The organism is Sinomicrobium pectinilyticum, assembly GCF_003725735.1.
In the GTDB taxonomy this organism is placed as follows: domain Bacteria; phylum Bacteroidota; class Bacteroidia; order Flavobacteriales; family Flavobacteriaceae; genus Sinomicrobium; species Sinomicrobium pectinilyticum.
Map to the genome: position 1 here is coordinate 50,799 of NZ_RJTM01000035.1, position 23,383 is coordinate 74,181.

Consider the following 23,383-nt stretch of genomic DNA (forward strand, 5'->3'; position numbering starts at 1 on the left):
ATTATGGTTTTTTATCAGTAATACTGTTGGTTTCTTTTATTTTGATATCTGTTCCCAATCTTTGCAGGTAAGCTATCAGGGCAATGATCTCACGGTCTTTCATTTCAGTAAATGCTTCTCCGCGTTCTTCCGCTATTTGCCTGTCCTCTTCATACGATCTTACGAAGTCCGGGTCGTTATGCAGATTCGCTTCAATGGTCTTCGCCTGTGTTTTCATATCTTCCTGTGCCTTTGCTATGTCTTCATCGGTATAAGGTACACCCAGAGACACCATGGCTTTCATTTTGCTTTCCGTATTGCTTCTGTCGTGCTTGTTCTTAACCAGCCATTTATAGCTGGGCATAATGGAGCCGGAAGATGTGCTCTGCGGGTCCCACATGTGGTTAAAGTGCCAGTTGTCGGAATATTTTCCGCCAACCCGGAACAGGTCCGGACCGGTACGTTTACTTCCCCAGAGGAACGGGTGGTCATATACGTATTCCCCCGACCTGGAATACTCTCCGTAACGTTCCACTTCACTGCGGAACGGCCGGATCATCTGCGAATGACAACTCACACAACCTTCCCGGATATATATGTCCCTCCCTTCGAGTTCAAGGGGAGTGTATGGTTTAACACTGCTTATGGTAGGGATATTGGATTTTACCATCAGTGTAGGCACGATTTCCACAATCCCACCAATAAGAATTGCTATGGTAGCCAGTATGGTAAGCTGTACGGGGCGACGTTCAAGCCAGGTATGAAAACCTTCTCCCCTAACCTTGCCTTTGGATACGCGTTGCAATGCAGGCGCTTCCGCCAGTTCGTCATTTACTTTATTTCCTTTGCGGATAGTCACCCAAACGTTATAAACACCAACCAGAGCACCAACTATATAAAGGGAGCCTCCAATGGCACGCATCCAGTACATGGGTATGATCTGTGTAACAGTTTCCAGGAAATTGCCGTAGATCAGTGTTCCGTCAGGATTGAATTGTTTCCACATAGAAGCCTGGAGAAAGCCGGCTACATACATCGGCAGGGTATAGAGAACGATCCCCAGGGTACCTATCCAGAAATGGAAGTTTGCCAGTGTATTGGAATAGAGCTTTGTTCTGAACATCCTCGGCACCAGCCAATAGATCATACCGAACGTGAGGAAACCATTCCACGCCAGTGCGCCTACATGCACGTGAGCGATGACCCAGTCTGTAAAATGCGCTATGGCATTGACATTTTTCAGGGAGAGCATAGGCCCCTCAAAAGTGGCCATCCCATACCCGGTAATGGCAACCACCATAAATTTCAGCACGGGATCCGTACGTACTTTATCCCATGCCCCGCGCAGTGTCAGCAATCCGTTTATCATTCCTCCCCAGGAAGGCGCTATAAGCATAATGGAAAATACAACACCCAGGTTTTGCGCCCAGTCGGGCAAAGCGGAATACAACAAATGGTGCGGGCCCGCCCAGATATAGATAAATATCAGTGACCAGAAGTGAACGATGGAGAGCTTATAGGAATATACCGGCCTGTTGGCTGCCTTGGGAACAAAATAATACATCAATCCCAGGAAAGGAGTCGTAAGAAAAAAAGCAACTGCATTATGTCCGTACCACCATTGTACCAGGGCATCCTGAACTCCGGCGTAAACCGAGTAGCTTTTCAGTGCGCTGACCGGAATTTCAAGGCTGTTGAATATATGCAACACAGCCACGGTAACAAAGGTTGCCAGGTAAAACCATATGGCTACATACAGGTGTCTTTGCCTTCGCTTGAGAATAGTACCTATCATGTTTACCCCGAAAGCTACCCAGACCAGTGCTATGGCAATATCTATAGGCCATTCCAGTTCGGCATATTCCTTGGAAGTGGTATACCCCAGGGGAAGGGTTATTGCAGCGGAAACAATAATAAGCTGCCATCCCCAAAAATTAAAATTACTCAAAAAGTCGCTGTACATCCGGGCCTTGAGTAGTCGCTGGAGGGAGTAATATACCCCCGCAAAAATGGCATTCCCGACGAATGCAAAAATAACGGCATTGGTATGCAATGGCCTCAAACGCCCGAAACTAAGCCAGGAAATACCTTCGGTAAGGCCGGGGAATAAAAACAAAAATGCAAGTAACAGCCCCACTGCCATCCCGATAATGCCCCAGAACATAGTGGCCAGTAAAAACTTCCGTACAATTTTGTTATCGTAATAAAATTGCTCTATTTCCATAGTTATGATTGTTTATTATCTGTTGTTTTGCAGGGTTCTTTTTCCTCTACCAGTTCGTCTTCGAAAAGCATACGTATCGAGGGCGTATAACTATCGTGGTACTGCCCTTTTTTTACCGCGGTTATAAAAGCCGTAAGGAAAATAACCGCTACTGCGATACTCACTGTTATAAGAATATATATGACACTCATTCCGGTTTCTTTTGCTGTCAAAATTACTTTCCCGCCAGCGGGCAAAATATGATAAAAGTCATATTGCGTCATTTTAAATTTCTGCTGATAAAATTGGTGAGCACGGTTACGAAGACTACGATGGTAACAGAGCTCAGGGGCATGAGGATAGCGGCTATTACCGGCGATAATCGTCCGGAAACCGCAAAGGACAGCCCGGCTATATTGTAGAGGAAAGAGAGTACGAAACTGATTTTAAGTACCCTTATCCCCTTTCTCGAAATATCTATGAACTGCGGAATGTCCCGGAAGCGGGAAGCATCGAGTATGGCATCGCATGCGGGCGAAAAAGCATTGGTATCTTCGGCAATGACAACACCCACATCACTTTGCTGCAGGGCCCCGGCATCGTTGAGACCATCTCCTACCATCATTACCCTGGCTCCCCTGTCCCGGCATTGCCGAACATAGTTCAGTTTGTCTTTCGGTTTGCGGTTAAAAAGCATCTGTATTCCCGGTGGAAGCAGTTGTTCCAGGTAAGGCCGTTCGCTTTCGTTGTCACCGCTCAGAATGGCAAGGTGGTAGGTCCGGGATAACTTTTCAAATAAAAACAACATGCCTTCCCTGTAGGCATTACCAAAAGTAAACCTGCCTCGATAATGGTTGTCAGTACTGATATGGACACTTGTTTTTCTCGGGACATCCGGACTTTTATTTCCTGTAAACCCGGCAGATCCTATACGTATCTGTTTCTCCGTATATGTGGCCTCTATTCCTTCTCCCTGGTATTCCTGAAAAATATCGGGCGTAAGGATGCCATTGCTATGCAGAATAGTGTATAACTGCCTGCTCAACGGATGGGAAGAGTTCCTGAGGGTACTTTTAAGCATATCTTCTTCTTCCGGATTAAGAATATCCCCTTCGTAGGTAATGGCTGCGGAATTCCCCGTGGTAATGGTTCCGGTCTTGTCGAAGATAATGGTATCTGTCTTTGCCAGTCTTTCTATTACAGAAGCATTTTTCAGGTAGAATTTTTTTCTGCCGAAAATCCGCACCAGGTTTCCCAGAGCAAAAGGTGCGGACAGGGCCAGCGCACAGGGACAGGCTATGATAAGTACTGCGGTAAAGGCATTGAATGCAACATCCGTATATCCCCGGTATAACCAATATGCAAGTGATAAAAAAGCTATCCCGAGGACTATAGGCGTAAAATAGCGGCTCACCGTGTTGGTCAGGGTACTGTACCGGTCTTCCTTCTTCTCCCCGAAAGCGCTGTCGGACCACAATCGGGTAAGATAGCTTTGGGAGACGGAGCCCAGAGCCTCTATTTCCAGTAAACCCGATAACTGCCGTCCCCCGGCAAATAATTTCTCTCCCTGTTGTTTTTCCACCGGTTCCGCCTCTCCGGTTACAAAACTGTAATCGATAAGGGCATTGCCTTTTAAAAGTTTACCGTCAACCGGAATGAGTTCTTCGTTCCGCACCAGAAAGCGGTCTCCCTTTACGATCTCATTCACCTGTACGGCTTCCTCCCTTTCTCCGGATACCCTGGTCACGGCTACGGGGAAATAGGATTTGTAATCACGTTCAAAAGAAAGAAAGTCATAAGTTCTTTGCTGCAGGTATCTCCCTATGGTCATAAAAAAGATCAGGCCCGTAAGGCTGTCAAAAAATCCCGGGCCGTAACCGAAGGTTATATCCGCCAGGCTGCGGAAGAACATCACGGCTATGCCGAGAGCTATAGGAACGTCTATGTTGAGTAAACCGGAGCGGATACTTTTATAAGAAGATATAAAATAATCTCCCGCAGCATAGAAAACCGCAGGAAGGGACAAGGCAAACATCAGCCAGCGAAAAAATGGCTTATACTGTTCCAGCCAGAATTCTTCCACTTCAAAATATTCCGGGAAAGACAGCAACATTACATTGCCGAAGGCAAAACCGGCAATCCCTAATTTGTACAGTAATGAGCTGTTTTCCGGCTCCGGTACGGATTCCAGGTTTTGCAGGTTTATATTGGGCTCATATCCTATGGAAACCAGTAACAGTACAATTTCCTTCAGGGAAACCGTATCACTGTCATAAGTGACACGAATACTCTTTTTCGGAAAATCTACCTGAGATTCCCTTATGCCCTTGTGCAGTTTTTTCAGGTTTTCCAGTATCCAGATACAGGAACTGCAATGAATTCCGGGAATATAAAGACGGGCAACATGTACAGGTCCATCGTGAAACTCCAGGAGTTTTCCGGAAATATCCCGGTTGTCCAGGAAATCGTATTTCGAATGGTACTCCCCGGGGCGCATACCGGGAGCTGCTTCCATATCATAGTAATTCTCCAGACCATTCCCGGCAAGTATACTGTAAACCGTTTTGCACCCGGTACAACAAAAATTCTTGTTATCATATACAATATCTGTTCCTTTACAGGAGGTACCGCAATGAAAACAGGCTTTTCCGTTATCTTCCATGTCCCAGTGATTTTACAGCAAAAGTGATGATCTATAACCAGAAATGACATGACATTTATCAGTTGATATTTCGTAATTTTACTTCGGATTTCAACCGTAGGAATTATGAACAGGTGCGAGCAATGTATAGTACGGCAGTTCACTGCCCTTAATGCACTTACAAAAGATGAGCTGATGCGGATGGCGGTATGCCGGACATCGGAAAATATAAAGAAGGGACAGATTTTATTTGAAGAGGGGGAACATCCGAAAGGTGTTTATTGCATAAAAAGCGGTATCTGTAAACTTACCAAGCTGAGTGCCAATGGCAGGGAACAGATCGTAAAGCTGGTGACCCGCGGCGACCTTCTCGGGCAGCGAAGCATTTTAAGCGGCGAAAAGGTAAATCTCACTGCCATTGCGGTGAGTGATATGGAAATCTGCCTGTTGCCGAAAGAAGATATACTGAGATCGCTGGCCAATAACAGGGAATTTTCTTCCGAAGTGATGAAAGAGGTATGCCACGACCTGAAAAATGCCAATAATTCCACCGTAAACATGGCGCAAAAAACAGTGAAACAGCGCCTTGCGGATACACTGTTATACCTTTACAAAACTTTCGGTACGGATAAGCACGGTTTTCTTTCGGCACAACTCACCCGTGAAGAACTGGCGGGTATGGTAGGTACGGCCACCGAATCGCTTATCCGCATGCTTTCGGGACTCATGAAGGAAGGATACCTTAAAACCGGAGGTAAAAAAATACTTCTCATTAATATACCCGGACTGGAAAAAATCTCCGACGGGCAGGAGAATGTTTCATCCTGATGCTACCGTTCTTTATCAGGCCCTGATCAGGTAAGCACACCTGCGTGCGCCGGCAAGGATATGATCTATACGCTTTACAACCACCTCATCGCCCAGGGCGGATTGAAAAGTCCGTAATTCGGTCCTGCAAAAATCCTGGCATGCTTTGGCCGCTTCACATATAGGGCAATGATTTTCAAGAAACAGGTAACCGTCATGGGTTTTTTCATAATGCGCCATATACCCTTCTTCCTTCCGTATTTCTGCCAGTATCCTGATTTTGTCTTCCAGTGTCACCGCCCCGTGCATCAGTTCTTCGTATTTACGCAGATTGTCTTTTCCTGTGGCGATAATGATCTTTTCCAGGGCCTCTTCTCCAAGATTCTCACGTATATTCTGTATCAGCCTTACTGTAAGGCTCGAATGTGCGTCCGGAAACCTGGAATGCCCCTTATCCGTCAGTGACCATATCTGCTGCGGCCGCCCTCTTCCCCGGGAAACACTCTCTGAAGTTACCAGACCTTCCCCGGAAAGCTTCAACAACTGAAACCTCGCACCTTCCGTGGTGATCTTCAGTTCCGCTGCCAGTTCCTTCAGGCTCTTAGGCCCCTGGTTTTTAAGTATCAGGACAGCTTTATCATGTTCTGCCGCTTCATTATTCATAATAAACAAAGTAATTATTTGGTTTATTATGCAAATATACTATATTTGTGCCATAAACGACGTTCATTTCTCCAAAATAAGAAAAAATCATGCATTACGAGTTACCGGAATTACCCTATACATACAGCGAATTGTTTCCTTACATTGATACGGAAACCATGGAAATTCACCATTCCAGGCACCACGCAGGCTATGTAAACAATTTAAATGCCGCATTGAAAGATGCGGACATACATCCCGAAAGCCTGGAAAAATTACTGGAAAATATATCGGGCCTCCCCCGGGCCATCCGCAATAATGCCGGAGGGCACTACAATCACAGCCTTTTCTGGAAAACCCTCTCCCCTCGTGGTGGCGGGTTTCCTTCAGGCGAACTCTCCGAAGCCATAAGCAGGGATTTCGGTTCTCCGGAATCCTTTAAAGAAACATTCCGCGCCGCCGCGGCTGCCCGTTTCGGATCGGGCTGGGCCTGGCTGATCCTCACAGCGGAAGGCAGACTGAAGGTGACTTCGACACCCAACCAGGATAATCCTCTTATGGACGTAGCCGAAGAACAGGGAATTCCCCTGCTGGGACTGGATGTATGGGAACATGCCTACTACCTGAAATACCAGAACAAACGGCCGGAATACATCGAGGCTTTCTGGAATATAATCAACTGGAAAAAAGTGGAAAAGCGGTTCCGGGATAACTCCTGATACCCTTTTCTGACGGGGCCCGGTCCCTTCCGCCTTCCGGGCCCCATATCACACAGCAAAAAACAGCATTTATATTTTTTCCACATGGAGCAATACCAGACTATCTATGAGCATGCCATCCGCAATTTCGGACAATCCGGAACGGCCTGGCTGGAAGATATTTTTCCTGTCATCTCTGACGAGGTTTTACTGATAGATATCGAAAGTAAAAAGCTGATAAACAATCATGCCGTATTTCCTTATCCGAACCTTGAACTGTTAGTAGGCCGCGGCTCCGTACGTTATATTATTGTTACCCAAACCTTTTTCCCTGCTTCAGGTAAAATACTGACTCCTCCTTCCCGTCTTGCACGCTCTGGATGGGGACATAGTCTCTGGCAAACCTATACCGAACTCTACCATAACGCCGGGCTCCCTTTGCAATGCCCCGGGCTGCTCGCAAAATTACAGGTCATGGAGAAAATCCTTGAATTGTGTAACCTGCAGGAAATCCGGAAAGCCTATGAGCATAAGGATATCGTTAATATTTTCGGCTGGTTATACGATTCCGGTCAAAAAAAGATAGAAGATACACATACCGATCTCCTGCTTACGCTCGACGAAACCCTGCTTTATAAGGATAATCCGGAGTATATAGGATTTTGAAAGTATCTGAATATATGTAAAAGCCCGGTATTCCGGGTATAAAACAGGATCATTATATTGAAATAACCCGGAACCATCAATCTGACCCCCCTACGGTTTTCCCTTAATCCTTTTTGTAAAATTTACTGATACGGAAATATATCGCTTCAAAAATATCGTATATTTGTGTCATCCCCCTTTCTACTTTTTTTAAAATTGATAAAAAGAAAATACTCTTTTTACAACAGGTATGTACCGGATGTGTACTTTGGTACATTCGTGGAAAACCTGCCCGGGATCTGTGGTATTACGGATTGCCGCGGCCTTTTATACTAACGCTCACAACTAATCTGAAACCGACCGAATCATGAAAAAAACTACCCGCATTTTTTTATTGTCACTGCTTGTCTGTACAGGATTGTCCCCGATGGTCCGTGCACAGCACTTCTCTTTAAAACCCCTCAGGGACATCCACCCGGTAAACAATGAATATTTCAGTTTTCCCTATATAACGGACAGTACGGATGCTGCTATCAGGATAAATACCTGGTTACACGGTACTATCCTGGAAACGCTCCCCGGAAAATATCAACATTCCCCTTTTGAAAAAATATGGCCTAAAAACAGGTCCGGACAAGGGGTGACCACGCTCAACTACCTGGTGTATGCCAATAACAACAAGTATATCTCCCTGGATATTACCGGGGAATATTCCGGTACGTACACCTCTCCCTTTTCGGTCATTCAGAATTTCGATGCGCAAAGCGGCCAGCCCATTACCCTGGCAGACATTTTTACTTCCAAGGGGTTCAAAACCCTTCAGCAACTGGCCATAAAACAAAGGACAGCATTACTGAACAATTTTCTTACTTCCCTTGACACAACCGACCGGAATGATGCAGAACAATATTACCGGTATAGGGATTGCCTCTCTTCGGTAAAAAATGATGACCTGGCACATGACAAGTTATTGCTCACCAATAATTCCCTTAAGATCATACGCAGCAGTTGTTCTTCACATTCCGTTAATGCTTATGATCCGTTCGGTGATTTTGAAAACGAATTCGGTTTCGAACAGTTACGGCCCCTGCTTAACGAGTACGGCAAACATCTTCTGTCTTCTGCTTCCGGCAGTAAGTATATGTGGTCAGGGAAAAATGGTATCCGCATCGGGCTTTACCGGGGCGCCATTGACCGGCAACAACCTGTAAGCATCTTCGTAGAAAGGATTTACGGTGACGGCTCGGTAAGGGCCTTCTGTTATTATGACAAAGCAGGAAAAAGAATCGACCTGCAAACGGAGCGAAAGCCGGATGGCTCTTATGAATTCAGGGAAATAGGGCCGGATCAAAAAACCATTACGGGAATATTCCGGCTCAAATATGACCGTTCTTTTCACCTGGAAGGAGACTGGTATACTCCCGACGGGCCTTCGGCACACCGGGTTGACCTGAATTAAAAGGAATTGCCTATCAGCAGACATTCGTTCCATTTTATACTATCGGGGGAAAGCTCGGCCATTATGGATAGGCCTATACCTGCTATTCCTTCCAGGATGCCGGTTTCCGGTTGCCATCCCTGCCTGTTCCCTCCCCGCCACTGCATATAACCGGCATATCCGTCCGGATGCACGGCCATTTCCAGGGCTTTTTGCTGCCAGAAGTCAGCAGCCATGGCAAAGGCCTGCCGGTTTGTTTGCCGCTCCATATAGCGGTATATATGCATAATACCGCAGGCACCGTGGCACAGGCCCGCATCCCGGATCCCTGCTTCTTCCGGGTCCGTTCGCTGTGTGGAATACTCCAGTATTTTTACGGCACGGGTACACAGTGCATCGTCCTGCAATGCTTTGCCCGCATGCCAGAGCGATAATCCCGTTCCCGGGTCCCCATAGCACCACCCAAGACGGTTCCTGTAGCTTTTCCCGCCCGATTCGGTTATCCATGCCGGGAAAAGGGAAGTCCCCGAAATCGCACCTTCCCATGAGCTAATGTAATGTACGGCTCCCCTCAGCAGGGACCTTACTTCGGAAAACTCCGGGTAAACAAGGAGCCGGGACAGAAAATTCACAATACCGGATATGCCGTGGGCAAGGCCCAGGTTGTATCCTTTGAGCCGCTCCTCACGGACCAGCCAGGATTTCCATTTACTGCTATCCCCCTCGGTAATGGCCGTTTTCTTTAACCTGTTGACCATCCCGGTGAGGAGGTTTGCATAGTGCTCTTTTAACACTCCCGAACCCGTATTCCTGTAACGTATCAGAAAATAATGGCCTATTCCCAGGATACCGTGCAGAAAATCATAAAAGTTCTCATCCGCATATTGCTCCGTACAATCTGCCAGAAAATCATCCAGCGCAGGAAAAACCGCATCGCTTTCCAGCTCGATAAAACCTTCTTCCCGCAGGTGCTCCATACTCCACAAAGCCCCGGATATCCCGGAACAATAGGTATGCATATCATAGCCGTTATTTATCCGGTCAAAAACCTCGGTCAGTATTTCGCTACCCAGGTCCGCGTAACGTTGTTTTCCGGAAAACCTGGAATAGTAAAAGCAGAAAACAGCTATACCGGATATACCGGTAAGCACCCCTATATCCGAGGTTTCCCTGTACTTTTTTTCCAGTACGGCACCAATCTCTTCCAGCCTTGCACGTAAAACAGCTTCGGAAGACATGGAGGTAAAAGTATCGCGATGTGATTCAGACATTGTAGGCCGGAGTAAAATACGGGGTATATGAAAGTTATAGATTAAGAGATATTCATTTCTTTGCTTCGGGTTTTGATGCATTACCCGGGAAAAAATACAGGCCGTGACACCCGTTGGAGCGTACGGCCCGTACTTGCAGTCTACCTATTAATAACATTGCATTCCGGGAGGAGGACAGGTATTCAAAGGACCGTTTGTAGGACACCAGTAAGTATCCTCACATCTCGGTCCGTCCGTAATGGCCCCACCCTTGATTCCTTTGGTGTTCAGGTTGCTTACAACCTCTTTTTTCAGTTGTAAATTTTTCAGTGATTTTTTCATGGTTAGATATTTTGAAGTTATGCCTACTCTATTGATCAAAGGTTTTCGGCTTCCCCTTTTTTCCGGGGTCGGGGAAACCTGTTCAATCAAAGGTTTCCATTGCAACGCAGGTTATAGATTTTTTTAATTGTTTTCAAACATAAGGCATTCAAATATAGATTATTATACAACATAAAAAAATCCCTGAAATCAGGGATTTTTCTTGAAACAACATTAACTCTCCGGCCTGGTCAAAAATCATTCTCTCCCTCCGGTTTTCCCTTCAAAGCTTTTTCGTATCTGCGGCTTACTTCTTCCCAATGGATAATACTCCATAACGCATTGAGATAATCTGCACGTTTGTTCTGGTATTTCAGGTAGTAGGCATGCTCCCACACATCGGCCCCCAGGATAGGAATTCCCTTTTCCGGCACATCCTGCATGAGTGGGTTGTCCTGGTTGGGGGTGGACGTTACCGCGAGGCGATTTTCAGGAGTTATGATAAGCCATGCCCATCCGGAACCGAACCGGCCCGTCGCAGCTTCAAGGAATTTTTCTTTGAGTTCCTCCATTCCCCCGAAATCCCTTTCTATGGCTTCCGAAAGCTTTTGAGAAGGCCTAGTGTTTTTTTTGGGGGTAAGCACGGACCAGAACAAGGTATGGTTAAAATGTCCCCCGGCATTGTTACGTACGGCAACATTATAATCGGATATATTGCTGAAGACCGCCTGGAGAGAAGCGGGGGACTTGTCCGCTTTTTCCAGGGCCTTGTTCAACTTGGACACATAACCCGCGTGGTGTTTGCCGTAGTGGATCTCCATCGTCCGCGCATCGATAAAAGGTTCCAGGGCATCATAGGCATAAGGTAACGGCTCTTGTTTGAACTGGGCCGTAACCTGTTGCAATGCAAATACGGACAGCACAATAAGAAAGGTTTTTACATTCTTCATGATATTATTCAGATTTAAATTATTAGACATATTCGGTGAAAGGGTCGGGGAAGCCGGTTTTCTCTTTAAAGAGGATTTCCTCTTCCGCATAAAGCAGACAGTTCTGCAGATCATCCGTTATCTTTTTCCTGTCCATTTCCTGCCCGATAAATACGAGTTCGTTGATCCGGTCGCCCCATTTTTTGCTCCACCTCTCCTCTATTACATCCTGATGGTCCAGATAGGATGGATGGCAGATCCTTTCGGCATAGGGCATGCTGCACCACCAGACCCCTGCCCTCTCCAGTCTTGACGATCCTCCTGCCTGGGAGAAATTCAGGGCTTCATCCGGCCGGGAAGCCAGCCAGAACAGCCCCTTGGCACGGATAATGTTTCCCGGATATTCTTCATTCAGATATTTCCACAATCGCAACGGGTGAAAAGGCCTTTGGTCCCGGAAAACAAAAGACCCTATACCGTATTCTTCGGTTTCCGGGGTATGCTCTCCTGCTTCCAGTTCCTTCTGCCACCCGGCAGATGCCCGGGCTTCTTCAAAGTCAAAAAGTCCTGTATTTAAAATTTCTGCGGGCTCTACCTTGCCAAAGGTCGCTTCCAATATCCTGGCATCGGGATTGAGTTTACTTATAGCGGCCCGGAGCAGCCCTACGGTTTTTTCTCCTGCCAGGTCCGTTTTGTTCAATATAATTACATTGGCAAACTCCACCTGGTCCGTAAGAAGATTGACTATGGTACGATGATCTCCATCCATATCTGTAAGTTGCCGGTCTGCCAGCATTTCATCCGTGCCGAAATCTTTCAGGAAATTATAGCTGTCCACCACGGTTACCATCGTATCTATATAGCTGAAAGCGGAAAGGTCTATGCCGTTTTCCGGATCGGCAAAAGAAAAAGTCTGCGCCACGGGGACCGGTTCGCTTATCCCGGTGCTTTCAATTAGCAGGTAATCGAATTTCCCTTCACCTGCCAGGCGTTCCACTTCCACCATAAGATCTTCCCGGAGCGTACAGCAAATACAGCCATTGCTCATTTCCACCAGTTTTTCTTCTGTCCGTGAAAGGGTGTTCTCGTTCTCCACCAGACGGGCATCTACATTGACTTCGCTCATATCATTCACTATCACTGCTACCTTAAGTCCCTGCCTGTTATGCAATACGTGATTCAGCAAAGTGGTCTTCCCCGCCCCGAGAAAACCGCTCAGTACGGTTACCGGTAATTTTCTGGTATTCTCGTTCATGTTTTTAAATGAAACTTTGTTGCAAATATAAAACATTCTTTTAAACGCAACTATGTAGCATAAAAGAATTAAAAGAAGAAAGCGAAATGCAACTGGAATTATTTATTGTTACACTCCGGTGAAATGCAAACAAAGTTTTTAGAATTAAGTATCTCCTCCCTTCAGGGCAATATCATATGGTTAAATGCAGGTAACTCCTTTATGTGCACGACATGGAACATCTTCATGTAAGTGATATATAATTCCTTCATACAAGGGCGAGATGAAGCCAAACCAGAGGGCGGGTGAAGGGTATCCCAAAGGGTGGATGGTTTACCTTCACCCGGTTATATATTTAAAACCATCCCGCAAGGTAACGGTCTGCGAAAATCAGACGTATCACGCTCCACTTACGGCTCTTAACAAAAATCAGGTCCCGCTATTTCTAGTATTCCGTAGGTAAAAGCAGTGTCCTTCCTATCCAGTACAGGCAAAATGAAGTGTCGCGGGGTATCGGCACCGGCTCTTCTTCCTTTCTTTTCTGCAATACGCGACCGTCCCTGTCCCGGAACTCGATACAGGAACCATACATCCGTATAGAGATAAAAGAGGTTTCGGAAAGGCAGGATGCTTCCCGGGCTATACGCAACAGGAGTTTCTGTGTTTTAAACAGGTCATACATCACATACTTTACTCCTTCAGTATAGTAAAAACCTAAAAAGGGATGCTTGTGAAGGGCCCCGGTACTTCGGAACCTTTCAATTTTCTTTTGAAATTCTACCTCGCTGGCAAACAGTGTTCTTATCATTTTGAGAAGGGGACATAAAATTTTAACTAGACCGCACTGAAAAGTGCAGAGGTTTTAATAATAACAAAATTGCTCTTTGCTTATCGGTTATCAGGTTATTGAGTTAGTCAGGTAACATACACTCATTCACCTGATAACCGGACTGTAATTTTTTACTTCATCAAGGTGTTGCAATGATCCCGGAACCTCTCGGGAGCAGGATATCGAATCCTCAACCGGCACCGGTAAAATCACGAAATGCCCGGTCCCTTTACAGAACCGGACCTTTCTCTTATTTTCGGGGTAGAAACATGTAAATCCGGAAAACTTACATACCTCACGAAAATAAGGAAATACGGTATTACACGGAAGCCCTGGGTTTTTCATATTCGGGAATACTGATAAGGGATACATACTCATCATCTACAGTATTTATAATGGTTTATAATGATTTTTCATTTTCTCAAATCAAAAATGTTCTCAAGACACAGAAACGCTATACCGCCTTTTTCTTTTTTCTCAGATACGCCATAAATTCGGAAGGTGGCATCCCTATAACATTTCGGAATACCGTACTGAATTTACTATGGGACGAAAAGCCGCACTCCTTGGCAAGGTAACTGATCTTATAATTAAGGTAATCGGGAGTTTCCTCCATTTTTTTCACGATATGGTATATCCGGAGTTCGTTTATATAGGTATTGAAGTCCTTCTCTTTGTATTTGTTAATGATATATGACAGGTATTTGGTATTGGTACCTATCCTGGCTGCCAGGGCTGAGGATGAAATATTCCGGTCCGTAAATTTCCCGGATTCCTCGAAACGTGTCAATTTGTTCAACAATGACTTCTCGGTCCTTTCCGGCATCATTTCGGTTTCCCGGGCCGAATTTCCCTTTGTTTCCGTATAGGCGGGCGGCATGCTATTACCCTTTCTTACTTCCCTCAGTATTTTCCAGAATTTTCTATGCTTTTCTCTTTGTCTCCTGCGGTATACCAAGGTGAATATAACAGCCAGCAGCAACAGCAGGGAGACAATGGCTATGATACCGTAATGTACCTGTGAGGTCTTTGCCTGTTCCTTATAAACCTGGCTAACTGCCCGGCTGTACGTTTCCTGCCTGGCCTCCATTTCCCGGTTTACCACTTCGAGGTACCGGTCATTGTACAGCGTATAGTTTTTTATGTCCTCTACCGCTTGGTAGTAGTGAGACAATGCCCTGTATACTTTTCCCTGAAGGGATACATCGCCGGACGCATCGGCAAAACCGAGCGCTTTTTGCAAATGCTCAGAAGCCCGGGCAAAATCATTTTCTTCCATAAAGATGTTCCCCAATCCCAGGTGGATCATTCCCTCCTGTATGGGGACTCCCCTGGTCCCGGCAATAAAATTCAGGGCCTTGTGATAATGATACCGGGCAGAATCGTTTTTGTGCAGTCTGTAATAATTTTCTCCGAGGGCTTTCTGTGTAGTGGCCAGATGGAGGTTTCTTCTGAACTCATCTTTCAGCAGTGTGAAGTATGTGCCTGCTTTATGTTCAAGCTGCACGGCTTTTCGGAAATTGTTTTCAGCTATCGCATAATAGGCTTTTTCCTGGTGCAGGAGGCCCTGGTACTCATTGGATATTTCTTCCTGCTTAATTTTCCTGCTTACCCTGATCCCCTTTTCAAGGTAACGTATGCCCACTTCCGCTAAGCCGGCTTCCCTGTACTGGCTGGACAATGCACCACAGGCTCTCGCCTGCCATTCATGGAAGCCGGCTTCGGAAGCCAGCCTTTCTCCTTCCAGGAGGTATTCGAGTGACCTATTTTTGTCCTTTTTACGCCTGTATAAACCGGACAGCAACAATAGTGACTTTACTTTCCGGAGCTCTCCGTCTGAGGCCCGGTAAAGTGAATCCGCAGTGCGGATCCCGTAATCCAGGTCCTTGTTGGCCGTATATAAATGGTAGTAAATACTGTCAAAAGCATCTTGTTGCTGTGACCCTGCCTTTTCTGCAAACAGAAACAGGAAAAACAGGAGAATACGATATCTTGCCATCAGGTAACGGTTGGTTAATCTTGCAAACAAAAGGCAGGTTGCATTCTTCCGGAATTTTTGAAAGGGGCTGTATCCGAAAGCGTATCCGGAAAGGAAATCTCACGGTGAAAAAGATACTTTTCTTCCCGGAACGGAAAAACAAATATACATTTTAGAAATCACATAATATGAATAAATGGTGATTTTTGGGCCGCAGTTTCTTACAGCTCACAGAGAAATGACAACAGTAACCGGGTTTTACGGGTCCGTTATTCGTGGAGTACCAGAAAGGGAATCCTGGTATGATAACTTATCCGTGCAACGGCAGGCCTGAAAAGGGCCTGCTGGAAGAAATTCAGTTTTTTCGCCATCATGGCTATCCAGTCTATATCTGCAATGTCCGTAAATTCTTCTATGGCTTCGCCCAGGTTGTTACGGTTCATGCGGTGAAAACTGTGTTCCCTGCCACGGAGGTAATTTTTGAGTTGGTTTTTATTTATTTTCTGCGCTTCCCCCAGGATTTCGTGTTCGTTCTTTACTATATGAAGTACTCTTACGGCAGCAGAAAACTTATCCGCCAGGAAAAACAGCGTATCCAGTACCCTGGGGGAATAGGAAATGCTGTAATCCGTAGGAAATACGATCTGCCCGGGAAAGTGAAAGGCCGCATCCTCCGGCACTACAAGTACGGGACATTTTACTTTGGTAATCACATCGCCGGTATTGCTTCCTACCATCATTTCCCTGAGCCCGGAAGCCCCTTTTGTCCCCATGACGATCAGGTCTATATTCTTTTCTTTGACCTGCTTTCTTATGGCTTCTATAAAAAAATCATGCACCGGTAAAGGAATAAAAGCCGAATTGCTTTCCGGCAGCTCCTTTTTCATTCGTAATGCCATTTTTTTTAAACTTTCCTCCGACCGTGCCCGTACTCCGGTGTCATAATCTTCGGGAAAAGCCACTAATGGCATTCCCCCTCCTGTATATACATAAGGTTCTACCACATTACACAGGTAAAAGTTACATGCGGAAGTACCGAACAACAGCAAGGCATATCTGGCGGCATTCCTCGAGTTTTCGGAAAAATCGGTCGGGATAAGGATATTCTTCATCACATTTCTTATCTATCACGGGCAAAAGTATACGGAAGGAGCAGAATAAAATATGATAAATATCAACCGTAAGAACGATTGGGTTGCAAGTTTCAAGTTACAGGTCCGGGCGGAACCAAAGAGCAGGTTACAGTTTCACAACCTGAGCAGAGGTGGCTGAGTGTTCCGAACGGAGTTCGGAATGTACCGAAGGCACTTGCAGTCACAACTTTTATGGCTGGTTCTCCAAACCTTTAACGCATTTTTTCCAGCTCGTCTATATCCAGTACCTTAATATTCCGGCCTTCTATGGCTATCAGGCCTTCCTTTTTAAGTTCGGACAATGTACGGATAAAACTTTCCGGGGCTATCCCCGCTACGCTTGCCAGGTCGGTGCGCGAAATCCGGATTTCTCGTTCGGGCTGGTACTGCAGCTTTTCCACGAAGCGCAAAATAGTCCCTGCAGTCTTTTTCCGTACCGAGCCATAAGCCATTTGCAACAGTTTTTCCTTCACCCCGGAGAGGTCACCGGCAAGAAATTCGATCAGCTCTACGGCCAGTTTATGGTTATTCTTCAATATTTCGGCCAGGGAATCTTTACGAACACCATAGAGCGTGGTTTTTCTGAGAGCCGTTGCCGATTCTTTATAAGGGATATTCTGGGTAAAGGAGTAATACCCGAAAAAATCGTCATCCCTGCTAATATCGGTAATCAGTTCCTTACCGTATTCTTCGATACGGTGTGTTTTTACCATGCCTTTTTCCACCAGGTAAATATAATTGGCATGGTTACCTTCGGAATAAATGATATCGCCTTCTTCAAAGATGAAATACTCCCCTTCATCGGTAAAGAAATTCTTGAGTTCGTTGATATTCCGGATTTCTTCCCCGTCTTCTTCCGCAAACGGCCCGGACACTGTGCTTTCTTTGAGAAGGGATACTTTTGCCAGTCTGCTTTCTACCGCACTTATCAATTCTTCTTCTTCAAAAGGCTTAGTCAGGTAATCATCGGCTCCCAGGTCCATACCTTTCCGCACTTCTTTACGTTCTGTCCTGGCAGAAAGGAATATAAAAGGGATGTGCCGAGTCGCGGGGTTGGCCGAAAGCGTTTCCAGCACGCCATAACCATCCAGTTCGGGCATCATGATGTCGCATACGATAATATCGGGCTTTCCCTCCATGGCCAGGGTCACACCTTTTTTGCCATTGGGTGCGGTAAGTATTTCATATCCGGCCAATTCCAGTAGTTCCGCCGTGCTTTCGCGCAAGACGGGGTCATCTTCAATGAGTAATATTTTTTTCATGATCAGGTAGTTTTACCGTAAATGTAGTTCCCTTTCCTTCTTCGCTGATAAAATCTATTTCCCCACCCAGGTTTTCCAGGTGGCTTTTTACAATATTAAGGCCTATACCTGTTCCCTGGTCTATAATGGCATTCCTGGCCCGGAAATACCTGCTAAAAATATATTTCTGGTCTTCTTCGGGAATTCCTATTCCCCGGTCTTTTATCCTAAAGACAAAAAAGCTTCCTTCCCGTTCCACCGTAATGTCTATTTCGGTGTGCTCAGGGGAATACTTAACGGCATTTCGTACCAGGTTGGAAAGAATGAGTTCCAGTATTTTCTCATCCTGGTTAATGACATAATCGTCTATATCATCGGGAAAGTTGATCCTTTGCCCCGTTTTCAGCAACATATTGGCATCGTATATGACCTCATTAAATACGCGGGTAATACGAAAAGGCTCAAAAGAATATTTTTCCTTACCGGAGTCTATACGCTCTACGGAAAGGAAATCGTTGAGTATATTGTTCAGGTAACGTACCTTGTTCTTGATAGTCTCCAGGTGCTTTTCCCGTTTTTCCTGTTGTTCGCCTTCCGTATATTTTCCTATGAGCGTGGCCGAAACCAGGATACTGCTCAGCGGGGTTTTAAATTCATGAGATACCAGGGAAAGGAATTTGGTTTTGAGTTCGTTGAGTTCTTTTTCTTTCTGAAGGGCGTTCTTGATCTTGTTTTCGGCCTCCGTCCTTCGTTTCACCTCTTTTTTCAGCAGGCTGACAGATTCTTTCAGTTCCTGTGTGCGGCTTTCTACCTTTTCTTCCAGTTCTTCATTAAGCTGCCTGATCTTGTTTTCGGCTTCCCGGCTTACGGTCACATCCATCACCAGCGCCACAACGAATTTTTTGCCGTTTGCGGTAAACGGGTTCAGTCCTATTTCAACAGGAAGTTCGGTACCGTCCTTCCGAATCCCCCACAGGTTCCTTCCTGCAGCCATTTTGCGTTTGCTGGACTTTTCGTAATAATTACTGAAATGTGCATCGTGACTGTGATGATAGTTCGAAGGAATAAGTATATCCAGTTTTTTTCCCACGAGTTCGTCTTTCACATAGCCGAACATGGTTTCCAGGGTGGAATTTACCGCTACAATATTCTTTTCTCCGTCTACCACCAGAATACCTTCCGAAATGGTTTCGAGGAGAATACCAAAAATATCTTCTTCCTGTTGGAAAAACTTCATCACAATTTACGGGTATTTACAAGAGTTTATGCGAATTGTCAGGACTACTATACAGAGGCTTTCAAAGATAAGGATTTAAAGCATATTGAAATGTTTTATCTTTAAAAACCGACATGTAAAACAAAAACGGAACGGTAACAAATATTGTTTTTACGTTCCGTCTTCCGGTGTACTCCATCCGTTCTACAGAAAATGTCATCTCTGATAGTTCCGGACACAGCTACTATTTATTCCCGAATCTTTCAAAAGCTGCTTTTTCCAATACTTCCTGGTGATCAGGATGGGCTATGGATATCAGGGCTTTTGCTCTTTCTTTCAGGTTTTTTCCGAAGAGGTCTACCACACCGTACTCGGTAGCCACGTAATGCACATGCGCCCTGGTAGTGGTTACCCCGGCTCCCTGCTTGAGAAAGGGGACTATTTTGGATACGTTTTTTGTCGTTACCGAAGGCAATGCTATAATGGCTTTACCTCCTTCCGAAAGGGATGCCCCCCGAATGAAATCCATTTGCCCTCCAACTCCGGAATATTGCATGGCACCTATACTGTCTGCACATACCTGTCCCGTGAGATCTATTTCAATAGCACTGTTTATAGCTGTTACCTTAGGGTTCCGGCGGATAATGGCCGTATCATTGGTATATGCAGCTTCTTTGAAATGTACTATGGGATTGTCATCCAGAAAGCGATATAAGGCAGGAGAGCCTACGGCAAAACAGGTAACCAGTTTTCCGCGTTTGATATTCTTTTCCTCTCCCGTAATTACCCCTGTTTCTACCAGGGGCAGAATACCGTCGGAGAACATCTCGGTATGCACACCAAGTCTTTTATGGTTTTCGAGCTGGCTCAGAACTCCGTTGGGGATACCTCCTATTCCCATCTGGAGGGTTGCCCCGTCTTCTATGTATCCGGCTATATGATAACCTATACGCTTTTCTGTTTCGGAGGGTTCCTTCAATTTGACAGCGTATATAGGCTCGTCCGTAAAAATGGCAGCATCTATTCTATTGATATGGATAATGCCATCTCCGTGTGTCTTGGGTACATTGGGGTTCACCTGTGCTATGACCTTCCTAGCTACGCCGATTGCCGGGAGCGTTATGTCCACGGAAGTCCCCAAAGAGCAATACCCGTGCCTGTCCGGCGGAGAAACCTGGATAAAGGCTACATCAATGGGTAAGAGATTCTGCCTGAAAAGCAGGTGTATCTCACTCAGAAACACAGGAATGTAATCACCATGACTGGAATTCACTGCGGGACGGACATTACTCCCTACAAAAAAGCTGTTGATCCGGAAAGTTTCGTTATACGGATGCCGGGTATAAAGGGCGTCTCCTTCGGTATGCATCTGAACGATCTCTATGTTTTCCAGTTCGTTATACCGTTTACAGAGGGCGCTGATTAATGTATTGGGAGTCATTGCGGCTCCCTGAAAAAACATCCGGCTTCCCGAATTTACCAGGGCAACGGCTTCTTCCGCTGTAGTGTAATGTAACATATTTGTATAAGTTTAAACAATCTGTTTTTCTATTATAACCCCCGATAGAGGACTTAGTTATTTAGCGATTTTCAGGGACAAATCAAAATATATATTAATATTTTCGTCCACAACAATAAGCCCGAACATCTTTTTCGGCGGTTGCAAACCGAAATCACGGATATCCAACGGCAGAACGCCAGAACATCGCAATCCCTCCCCGGTATGGAGTTGTACGGGAATATTATATGTTTTCAATACCTCTGCAATAGTAATAGAAACCGTGGCGTACATTCCCCCGGTCCCGGATATTACTTCTTTCAGGTTCATATCAATATACGGGTAGGTTCCGGTTTGCAAAAGGTTGTTAAAATCCCTGTCAATACCTTTTCCTCCACATCCGAACCCTTCATTTTCCAACCGGATCAGGGCCTGATCAAAAATTATTCTGTCCTGTTTTTTTCTGAAAGTAACCGGAACAGACGTTTCCAGGAGTCCCTGATCATAAGTACAGGTAAAATCGCGTACATTGGCAGAGCCTTTTAAATAGAGTTCGCTCCCTTTTTCTATCCGTACCACATACTTGTCCCCGGAATCCCCGGAACCCGGGGTTGCGGAACAGCACAGGACAAACGCAAGCAGGATACTTATACGAAAAATCATTTCTATTGTTTTAACAAATTACAAGGCTGCTTCCGGGATACCGGGCTTTTCGGATACCATGGCGATGGTTCTCCGGAGCAGCCTTGACAGATCTTTCAAATCCTATCAGAAACTGATGACCGCTTCGACCATAAACCCGTCGAATTTACCATCGCTCAGAATACCCGAGGTCTCAAAGCCATCGTACTTCTGGTTCACATATTCCAGTTTGGCCAGTATGTTTTTGGTCATGAACCATCCGCCCCCAAGTTGAAACCTGGTAATATCCACATCATTATAGGTAAGGGTCTCTTCTCCTGTTGCCAGGTTATATCTTCCTCCTATATAGAAGTTCTCCGTATTTCCGAAGCGGTACAGAAGCTCAGCCCCATACTGGTTCCAAACCCGGGTATCGGTCTCCCCTGCTGCTTTACCGGAAGATCTTTCATACATCCCGAAAAATTCCAATCCGTTGTACTTTACAAAAGGGTTAATCATAACGGCAGTAAGTTCGTTACTGAAACCGGGATCATACCTTCCGGAGGTAAAATTCCCCTTGGAAGTGGCTTCTTCGTTTTCCATTACGAAATAATACCTGGACCCTGCCCTGTCCCCTGCATATAAATATGTTCTTGAAGAATGGGCGGTATGGTAAACGGACCCGGTAAGACGCAATCTCAAATCAGGTTGTACCTGCTTGTCATACCCGAGTTTTGCCAGGAAAGACGGGCTGGTTTTCCCGGGCTGGTCTACGGACTGGTTAAGCTTTCCGTTAGAGATCCCCAGCATGGAAATAAAACCGTTCCTCCTGTAGTATACTTCGGCGCCCACCTCTGTCGTAAAGGCATCCATAATGTAGTTGCCTACGAACGGGTTATAAATAGCCTGGGCGTTGTCGGACCTGCGAAAGTGGGCATCCCCGTAGTTATTCTCCATATGCCCTATCTTAATGGTCACGTATTTCATTACATCTTCCAGGAAACCGGGACGTATGAAGTCCAGTTTATCAATCTGGAAATACCCTCCTTTTACATAAGGTTCAGGGTGGTGACGGGAAGAGAGATACGTTCTCAAATGCATGCGTACACCGTCAAAAAGGGCCACATCCAGGTCCAGGTTAGCTGTTGCCAGGTTAAAATTATCCCCTATCTCCTTCAGTGCAACGCTCCCGCTGTTGCTATGATCAAGAGCCTGGAACTGCAGGGTGGACGATCCTCCGACACGGACCCTGACCCCGTCAAAAGTAGAGACGGTATCTTTGGGGCTTTCAAAAACATTTATCCCCTTTTTGTCCGGGCTCCTGTAGTTGTCCGGGTTTCTCTGCTGGGCACTTACTGTTACGGTAAGCATACCACATATGGCCAGTAATCCAATGGTTGTCAGTTTTCTCATAATTGTCTATTTAAAAAATATCAGTATTTATTGATAGGTCATTTCAAATTTTACGGTTACCTTTTCTCCTGTTTTTATAGTTCCCAGGAGTGCTGTGGGCGGTTCCACACCATAATCCGTCATCAGTATATCAGTACTTCCGGAAAGGTGTACTTTGTCTTTGAGCATTACTGTCAGGGTAAGCGGCACTTTTTTGCTTACTCCCGCAATATTCAGGGTACCGGACATTTCAACCTGGTAATGCCCCGTACCTGCTTCTGTTATGGTGGTAGCTTTATCCGCACGGAAAGATATTTCCTTGTGATCTTTACTTTTAAGCGCTTTCCAGGTGTTTTTATCCATACCGCTCTTCCCGCTTTCCAGGCTTTCTGCGGCCAGGGTAAACGATAGGTTCTCCACCGCTTTCAACTGATTTTCTTCTGTGATAAAGGTTGCTTTCCCATGAAAAGACGTAGCCTTGAGTTCCCAGTCGTGGAGATTAGAAGTACCCAGGACTTCCAGTTTACCTCGTGAGGGTTCTACGTGAAGCTCCTGTGCCATGGCAAACGGAAAAAAGAAAATGATTCCCAGCAGTGCGCCTGTTATCTTTCCTTTAAAGAGTTTTGTTTTTTTCATAATAGTAACATTTTATGAGGTCTTTCCCTCGTATTCATTTACAGGACAAATG

General features: G+C 45.6%; 21 protein-coding genes. 4 read left to right on the forward strand and 17 right to left on the reverse strand.

All coding sequences use genetic code 11. The features are described 5' to 3' along the window. Position 1 precedes the first annotated feature (1 nt). The 3 genes from ccoN to ED312_RS07135 form a co-directional block, all read right to left on the reverse strand. Positions 2-2,203, reverse strand: coding sequence for a cytochrome-c oxidase, cbb3-type subunit I (ccoN, locus tag ED312_RS07125; protein WP_123215317.1), 2,202 nt, complete (start codon positions 2,201-2,203; stop codon positions 2-4). Between the two features lie 2 nt (positions 2,204-2,205). Then, positions 2,206-2,394, reverse strand: a complete 189-nt coding sequence (gene ccoS, locus ED312_RS07130) for a cbb3-type cytochrome oxidase assembly protein CcoS (RefSeq protein ID WP_123215352.1) — start codon at positions 2,392-2,394, stop codon at positions 2,206-2,208. 68 nt (positions 2,395-2,462) lie between these two features. Beyond that, the gene (locus ED312_RS07135) at positions 2,463-4,844 is read right to left on the reverse strand and encodes a heavy metal translocating P-type ATPase (protein WP_123215318.1); all 2,382 of its coding nucleotides are present in this window, start codon (positions 4,842-4,844) and stop codon (positions 2,463-2,465) included. A gap of 105 nt (positions 4,845-4,949) precedes the next feature. Between ED312_RS07135 and ED312_RS07140 the strand changes: the two genes are divergently transcribed. Continuing rightward, positions 4,950-5,651 (forward strand): Crp/Fnr family transcriptional regulator, encoded by a 702-nt coding sequence (locus ED312_RS07140; protein ID WP_123215319.1) that lies wholly within the window; start codon positions 4,950-4,952, stop codon positions 5,649-5,651. A 15-nt stretch (positions 5,652-5,666) separates the two neighbouring features. Here the strand turns inward: ED312_RS07140 and ED312_RS07145 are convergent, their stop codons facing one another. Beyond that, a complete protein-coding gene (locus tag ED312_RS07145; RefSeq protein WP_123215320.1) occupies positions 5,667-6,293 on the reverse strand; it encodes a helix-turn-helix transcriptional regulator in 627 nt (208 codons plus the stop codon). Between the two features lie 89 nt (positions 6,294-6,382). On the opposite strand from ED312_RS07145, the gene ED312_RS07150 reads away from it, so the two are divergent. The 3 genes from ED312_RS07150 to ED312_RS07160 all read left to right on the forward strand — a co-directional run bounded on the left by ED312_RS07150 (position 6,383) and on the right by ED312_RS07160 (position 9,074). Then, the gene (locus ED312_RS07150) at positions 6,383-6,991 is read left to right on the forward strand and encodes a superoxide dismutase (protein ID WP_240643050.1); all 609 of its coding nucleotides are present in this window, start codon (positions 6,383-6,385) and stop codon (positions 6,989-6,991) included. Between the two features lie 84 nt (positions 6,992-7,075). Then, positions 7,076-7,636, forward strand: a complete 561-nt coding sequence (locus ED312_RS07155; protein ID WP_123215322.1) for a hypothetical protein — start codon at positions 7,076-7,078, stop codon at positions 7,634-7,636. Positions 7,637-7,982: 346 nt separating this feature from the next. Continuing rightward, positions 7,983-9,074, forward strand: coding sequence for a hypothetical protein (locus tag ED312_RS07160; protein ID WP_123215323.1), 1,092 nt, complete (start codon positions 7,983-7,985; stop codon positions 9,072-9,074). On the opposite strand, the gene ED312_RS07165 is transcribed toward ED312_RS07160, so the two are convergent. From ED312_RS07165 to ED312_RS07225, 13 genes are all read right to left on the reverse strand, one after another. Then, entirely contained in the window at positions 9,071-10,324 is a 1,254-nt protein-coding gene (locus ED312_RS07165; RefSeq protein WP_170164461.1) for a lanthionine synthetase C family protein, read from the reverse strand. The genes ED312_RS07160 and ED312_RS07165 overlap by 4 nt on opposite strands. A gap of 147 nt (positions 10,325-10,471) precedes the next feature. After that, positions 10,472-10,645: a hypothetical protein gene (locus tag ED312_RS23710; protein WP_170164462.1), complete on the reverse strand. Its 174-nt coding sequence runs from the start codon at positions 10,643-10,645 to the stop codon at positions 10,472-10,474. 230 nt (positions 10,646-10,875) lie between these two features. Next, positions 10,876-11,574, reverse strand: a complete 699-nt coding sequence (locus tag ED312_RS07175) for a superoxide dismutase (protein ID WP_123215353.1) — start codon at positions 11,572-11,574, stop codon at positions 10,876-10,878. 22 nt (positions 11,575-11,596) lie between these two features. After that, positions 11,597-12,808, reverse strand: coding sequence for a GTP-binding protein (locus tag ED312_RS07180; RefSeq protein ID WP_123215354.1), 1,212 nt, complete (start codon positions 12,806-12,808; stop codon positions 11,597-11,599). Between the two features lie 424 nt (positions 12,809-13,232). Then, positions 13,233-13,595, reverse strand: coding sequence for a hypothetical protein (locus tag ED312_RS07185; RefSeq protein WP_123215326.1), 363 nt, complete (start codon positions 13,593-13,595; stop codon positions 13,233-13,235). A 475-nt stretch (positions 13,596-14,070) separates the two neighbouring features. Next, positions 14,071-15,615 carry a helix-turn-helix domain-containing protein gene (locus tag ED312_RS07190; protein ID WP_148044233.1) on the reverse strand — a complete coding sequence of 515 codons (1,545 nt, stop codon included), beginning with the start codon at positions 15,613-15,615 and terminating at the stop codon, positions 14,071-14,073. Positions 15,616-15,863: 248 nt separating this feature from the next. After that, positions 15,864-16,706, reverse strand: a complete 843-nt coding sequence (locus ED312_RS07195; RefSeq protein ID WP_123215328.1) for a universal stress protein — start codon at positions 16,704-16,706, stop codon at positions 15,864-15,866. 233 nt (positions 16,707-16,939) lie between these two features. After that, entirely contained in the window at positions 16,940-17,989 is a 1,050-nt protein-coding gene (locus tag ED312_RS07200) for a response regulator (RefSeq protein ID WP_123215329.1), read from the reverse strand. After that, the gene (locus tag ED312_RS07205; RefSeq protein ID WP_123215330.1) at positions 17,967-19,205 is read right to left on the reverse strand and encodes a PAS domain-containing sensor histidine kinase; all 1,239 of its coding nucleotides are present in this window, start codon (positions 19,203-19,205) and stop codon (positions 17,967-17,969) included. The genes ED312_RS07200 and ED312_RS07205 overlap by 23 nt, the downstream gene beginning before the upstream one ends. A gap of 223 nt (positions 19,206-19,428) precedes the next feature. Next, complete coding sequence (locus ED312_RS07210) at positions 19,429-20,703, reverse strand: acetyl-CoA hydrolase/transferase family protein (protein WP_123215331.1); 1,275 nt, start codon at positions 20,701-20,703, stop codon at positions 19,429-19,431. Positions 20,704-20,760: 57 nt separating this feature from the next. Beyond that, entirely contained in the window at positions 20,761-21,345 is a 585-nt protein-coding gene (locus tag ED312_RS07215) for a YceI family protein (RefSeq protein WP_123215332.1), read from the reverse strand. A gap of 105 nt (positions 21,346-21,450) precedes the next feature. Continuing rightward, positions 21,451-22,716, reverse strand: a complete 1,266-nt coding sequence (locus ED312_RS07220; protein WP_123215333.1) for a hypothetical protein — start codon at positions 22,714-22,716, stop codon at positions 21,451-21,453. A 27-nt stretch (positions 22,717-22,743) separates the two neighbouring features. After that, the gene (locus ED312_RS07225; RefSeq protein WP_123215334.1) at positions 22,744-23,331 is read right to left on the reverse strand and encodes a YceI family protein; all 588 of its coding nucleotides are present in this window, start codon (positions 23,329-23,331) and stop codon (positions 22,744-22,746) included. Between the last annotated feature and the right edge of the window lie 52 nt (positions 23,332-23,383).

Coding starts and splice junctions, on each gene's coding strand:
- ccoN (WP_123215317.1), bottom strand. CDS start 2,203: ATGGAAATAGAGCAATTTTATTACGATAACAAAATTGTACGGAAGTTT.
- ccoS (WP_123215352.1), bottom strand. CDS start 2,394: ATGAGTGTCATATATATTCTTATAACAGTGAGTATCGCAGTAGCGGTT.
- ED312_RS07135 (WP_123215318.1), bottom strand. CDS start 4,844: ATGGAAGATAACGGAAAAGCCTGTTTTCATTGCGGTACCTCCTGTAAA.
- ED312_RS07140 (WP_123215319.1), top strand. CDS start 4,950: ATGAACAGGTGCGAGCAATGTATAGTACGGCAGTTCACTGCCCTTAAT.
- ED312_RS07145 (WP_123215320.1), bottom strand. CDS start 6,293: ATGAATAATGAAGCGGCAGAACATGATAAAGCTGTCCTGATACTTAAA.
- ED312_RS07150 (WP_240643050.1), top strand. CDS start 6,383: ATGCATTACGAGTTACCGGAATTACCCTATACATACAGCGAATTGTTT.
- ED312_RS07155 (WP_123215322.1), top strand. CDS start 7,076: ATGGAGCAATACCAGACTATCTATGAGCATGCCATCCGCAATTTCGGA.
- ED312_RS07160 (WP_123215323.1), top strand. CDS start 7,983: ATGAAAAAAACTACCCGCATTTTTTTATTGTCACTGCTTGTCTGTACA.
- ED312_RS07165 (WP_170164461.1), bottom strand. CDS start 10,324: ATGTCTGAATCACATCGCGATACTTTTACCTCCATGTCTTCCGAAGCT.
- ED312_RS23710 (WP_170164462.1), bottom strand. CDS start 10,645: ATGAAAAAATCACTGAAAAATTTACAACTGAAAAAAGAGGTTGTAAGC.
- ED312_RS07175 (WP_123215353.1), bottom strand. CDS start 11,574: ATGAAGAATGTAAAAACCTTTCTTATTGTGCTGTCCGTATTTGCATTG.
- ED312_RS07180 (WP_123215354.1), bottom strand. CDS start 12,808: ATGAACGAGAATACCAGAAAATTACCGGTAACCGTACTGAGCGGTTTT.
- ED312_RS07185 (WP_123215326.1), bottom strand. CDS start 13,595: ATGATAAGAACACTGTTTGCCAGCGAGGTAGAATTTCAAAAGAAAATT.
- ED312_RS07190 (WP_148044233.1), bottom strand. CDS start 15,615: ATGGCAAGATATCGTATTCTCCTGTTTTTCCTGTTTCTGTTTGCAGAA.
- ED312_RS07195 (WP_123215328.1), bottom strand. CDS start 16,706: ATGAAGAATATCCTTATCCCGACCGATTTTTCCGAAAACTCGAGGAAT.
- ED312_RS07200 (WP_123215329.1), bottom strand. CDS start 17,989: ATGAAAAAAATATTACTCATTGAAGATGACCCCGTCTTGCGCGAAAGC.
- ED312_RS07205 (WP_123215330.1), bottom strand. CDS start 19,205: ATGAAGTTTTTCCAACAGGAAGAAGATATTTTTGGTATTCTCCTCGAA.
- ED312_RS07210 (WP_123215331.1), bottom strand. CDS start 20,703: ATGTTACATTACACTACAGCGGAAGAAGCCGTTGCCCTGGTAAATTCG.
- ED312_RS07215 (WP_123215332.1), bottom strand. CDS start 21,345: ATGATTTTTCGTATAAGTATCCTGCTTGCGTTTGTCCTGTGCTGTTCC.
- ED312_RS07220 (WP_123215333.1), bottom strand. CDS start 22,716: ATGAGAAAACTGACAACCATTGGATTACTGGCCATATGTGGTATGCTT.
- ED312_RS07225 (WP_123215334.1), bottom strand. CDS start 23,331: ATGAAAAAAACAAAACTCTTTAAAGGAAAGATAACAGGCGCACTGCTG.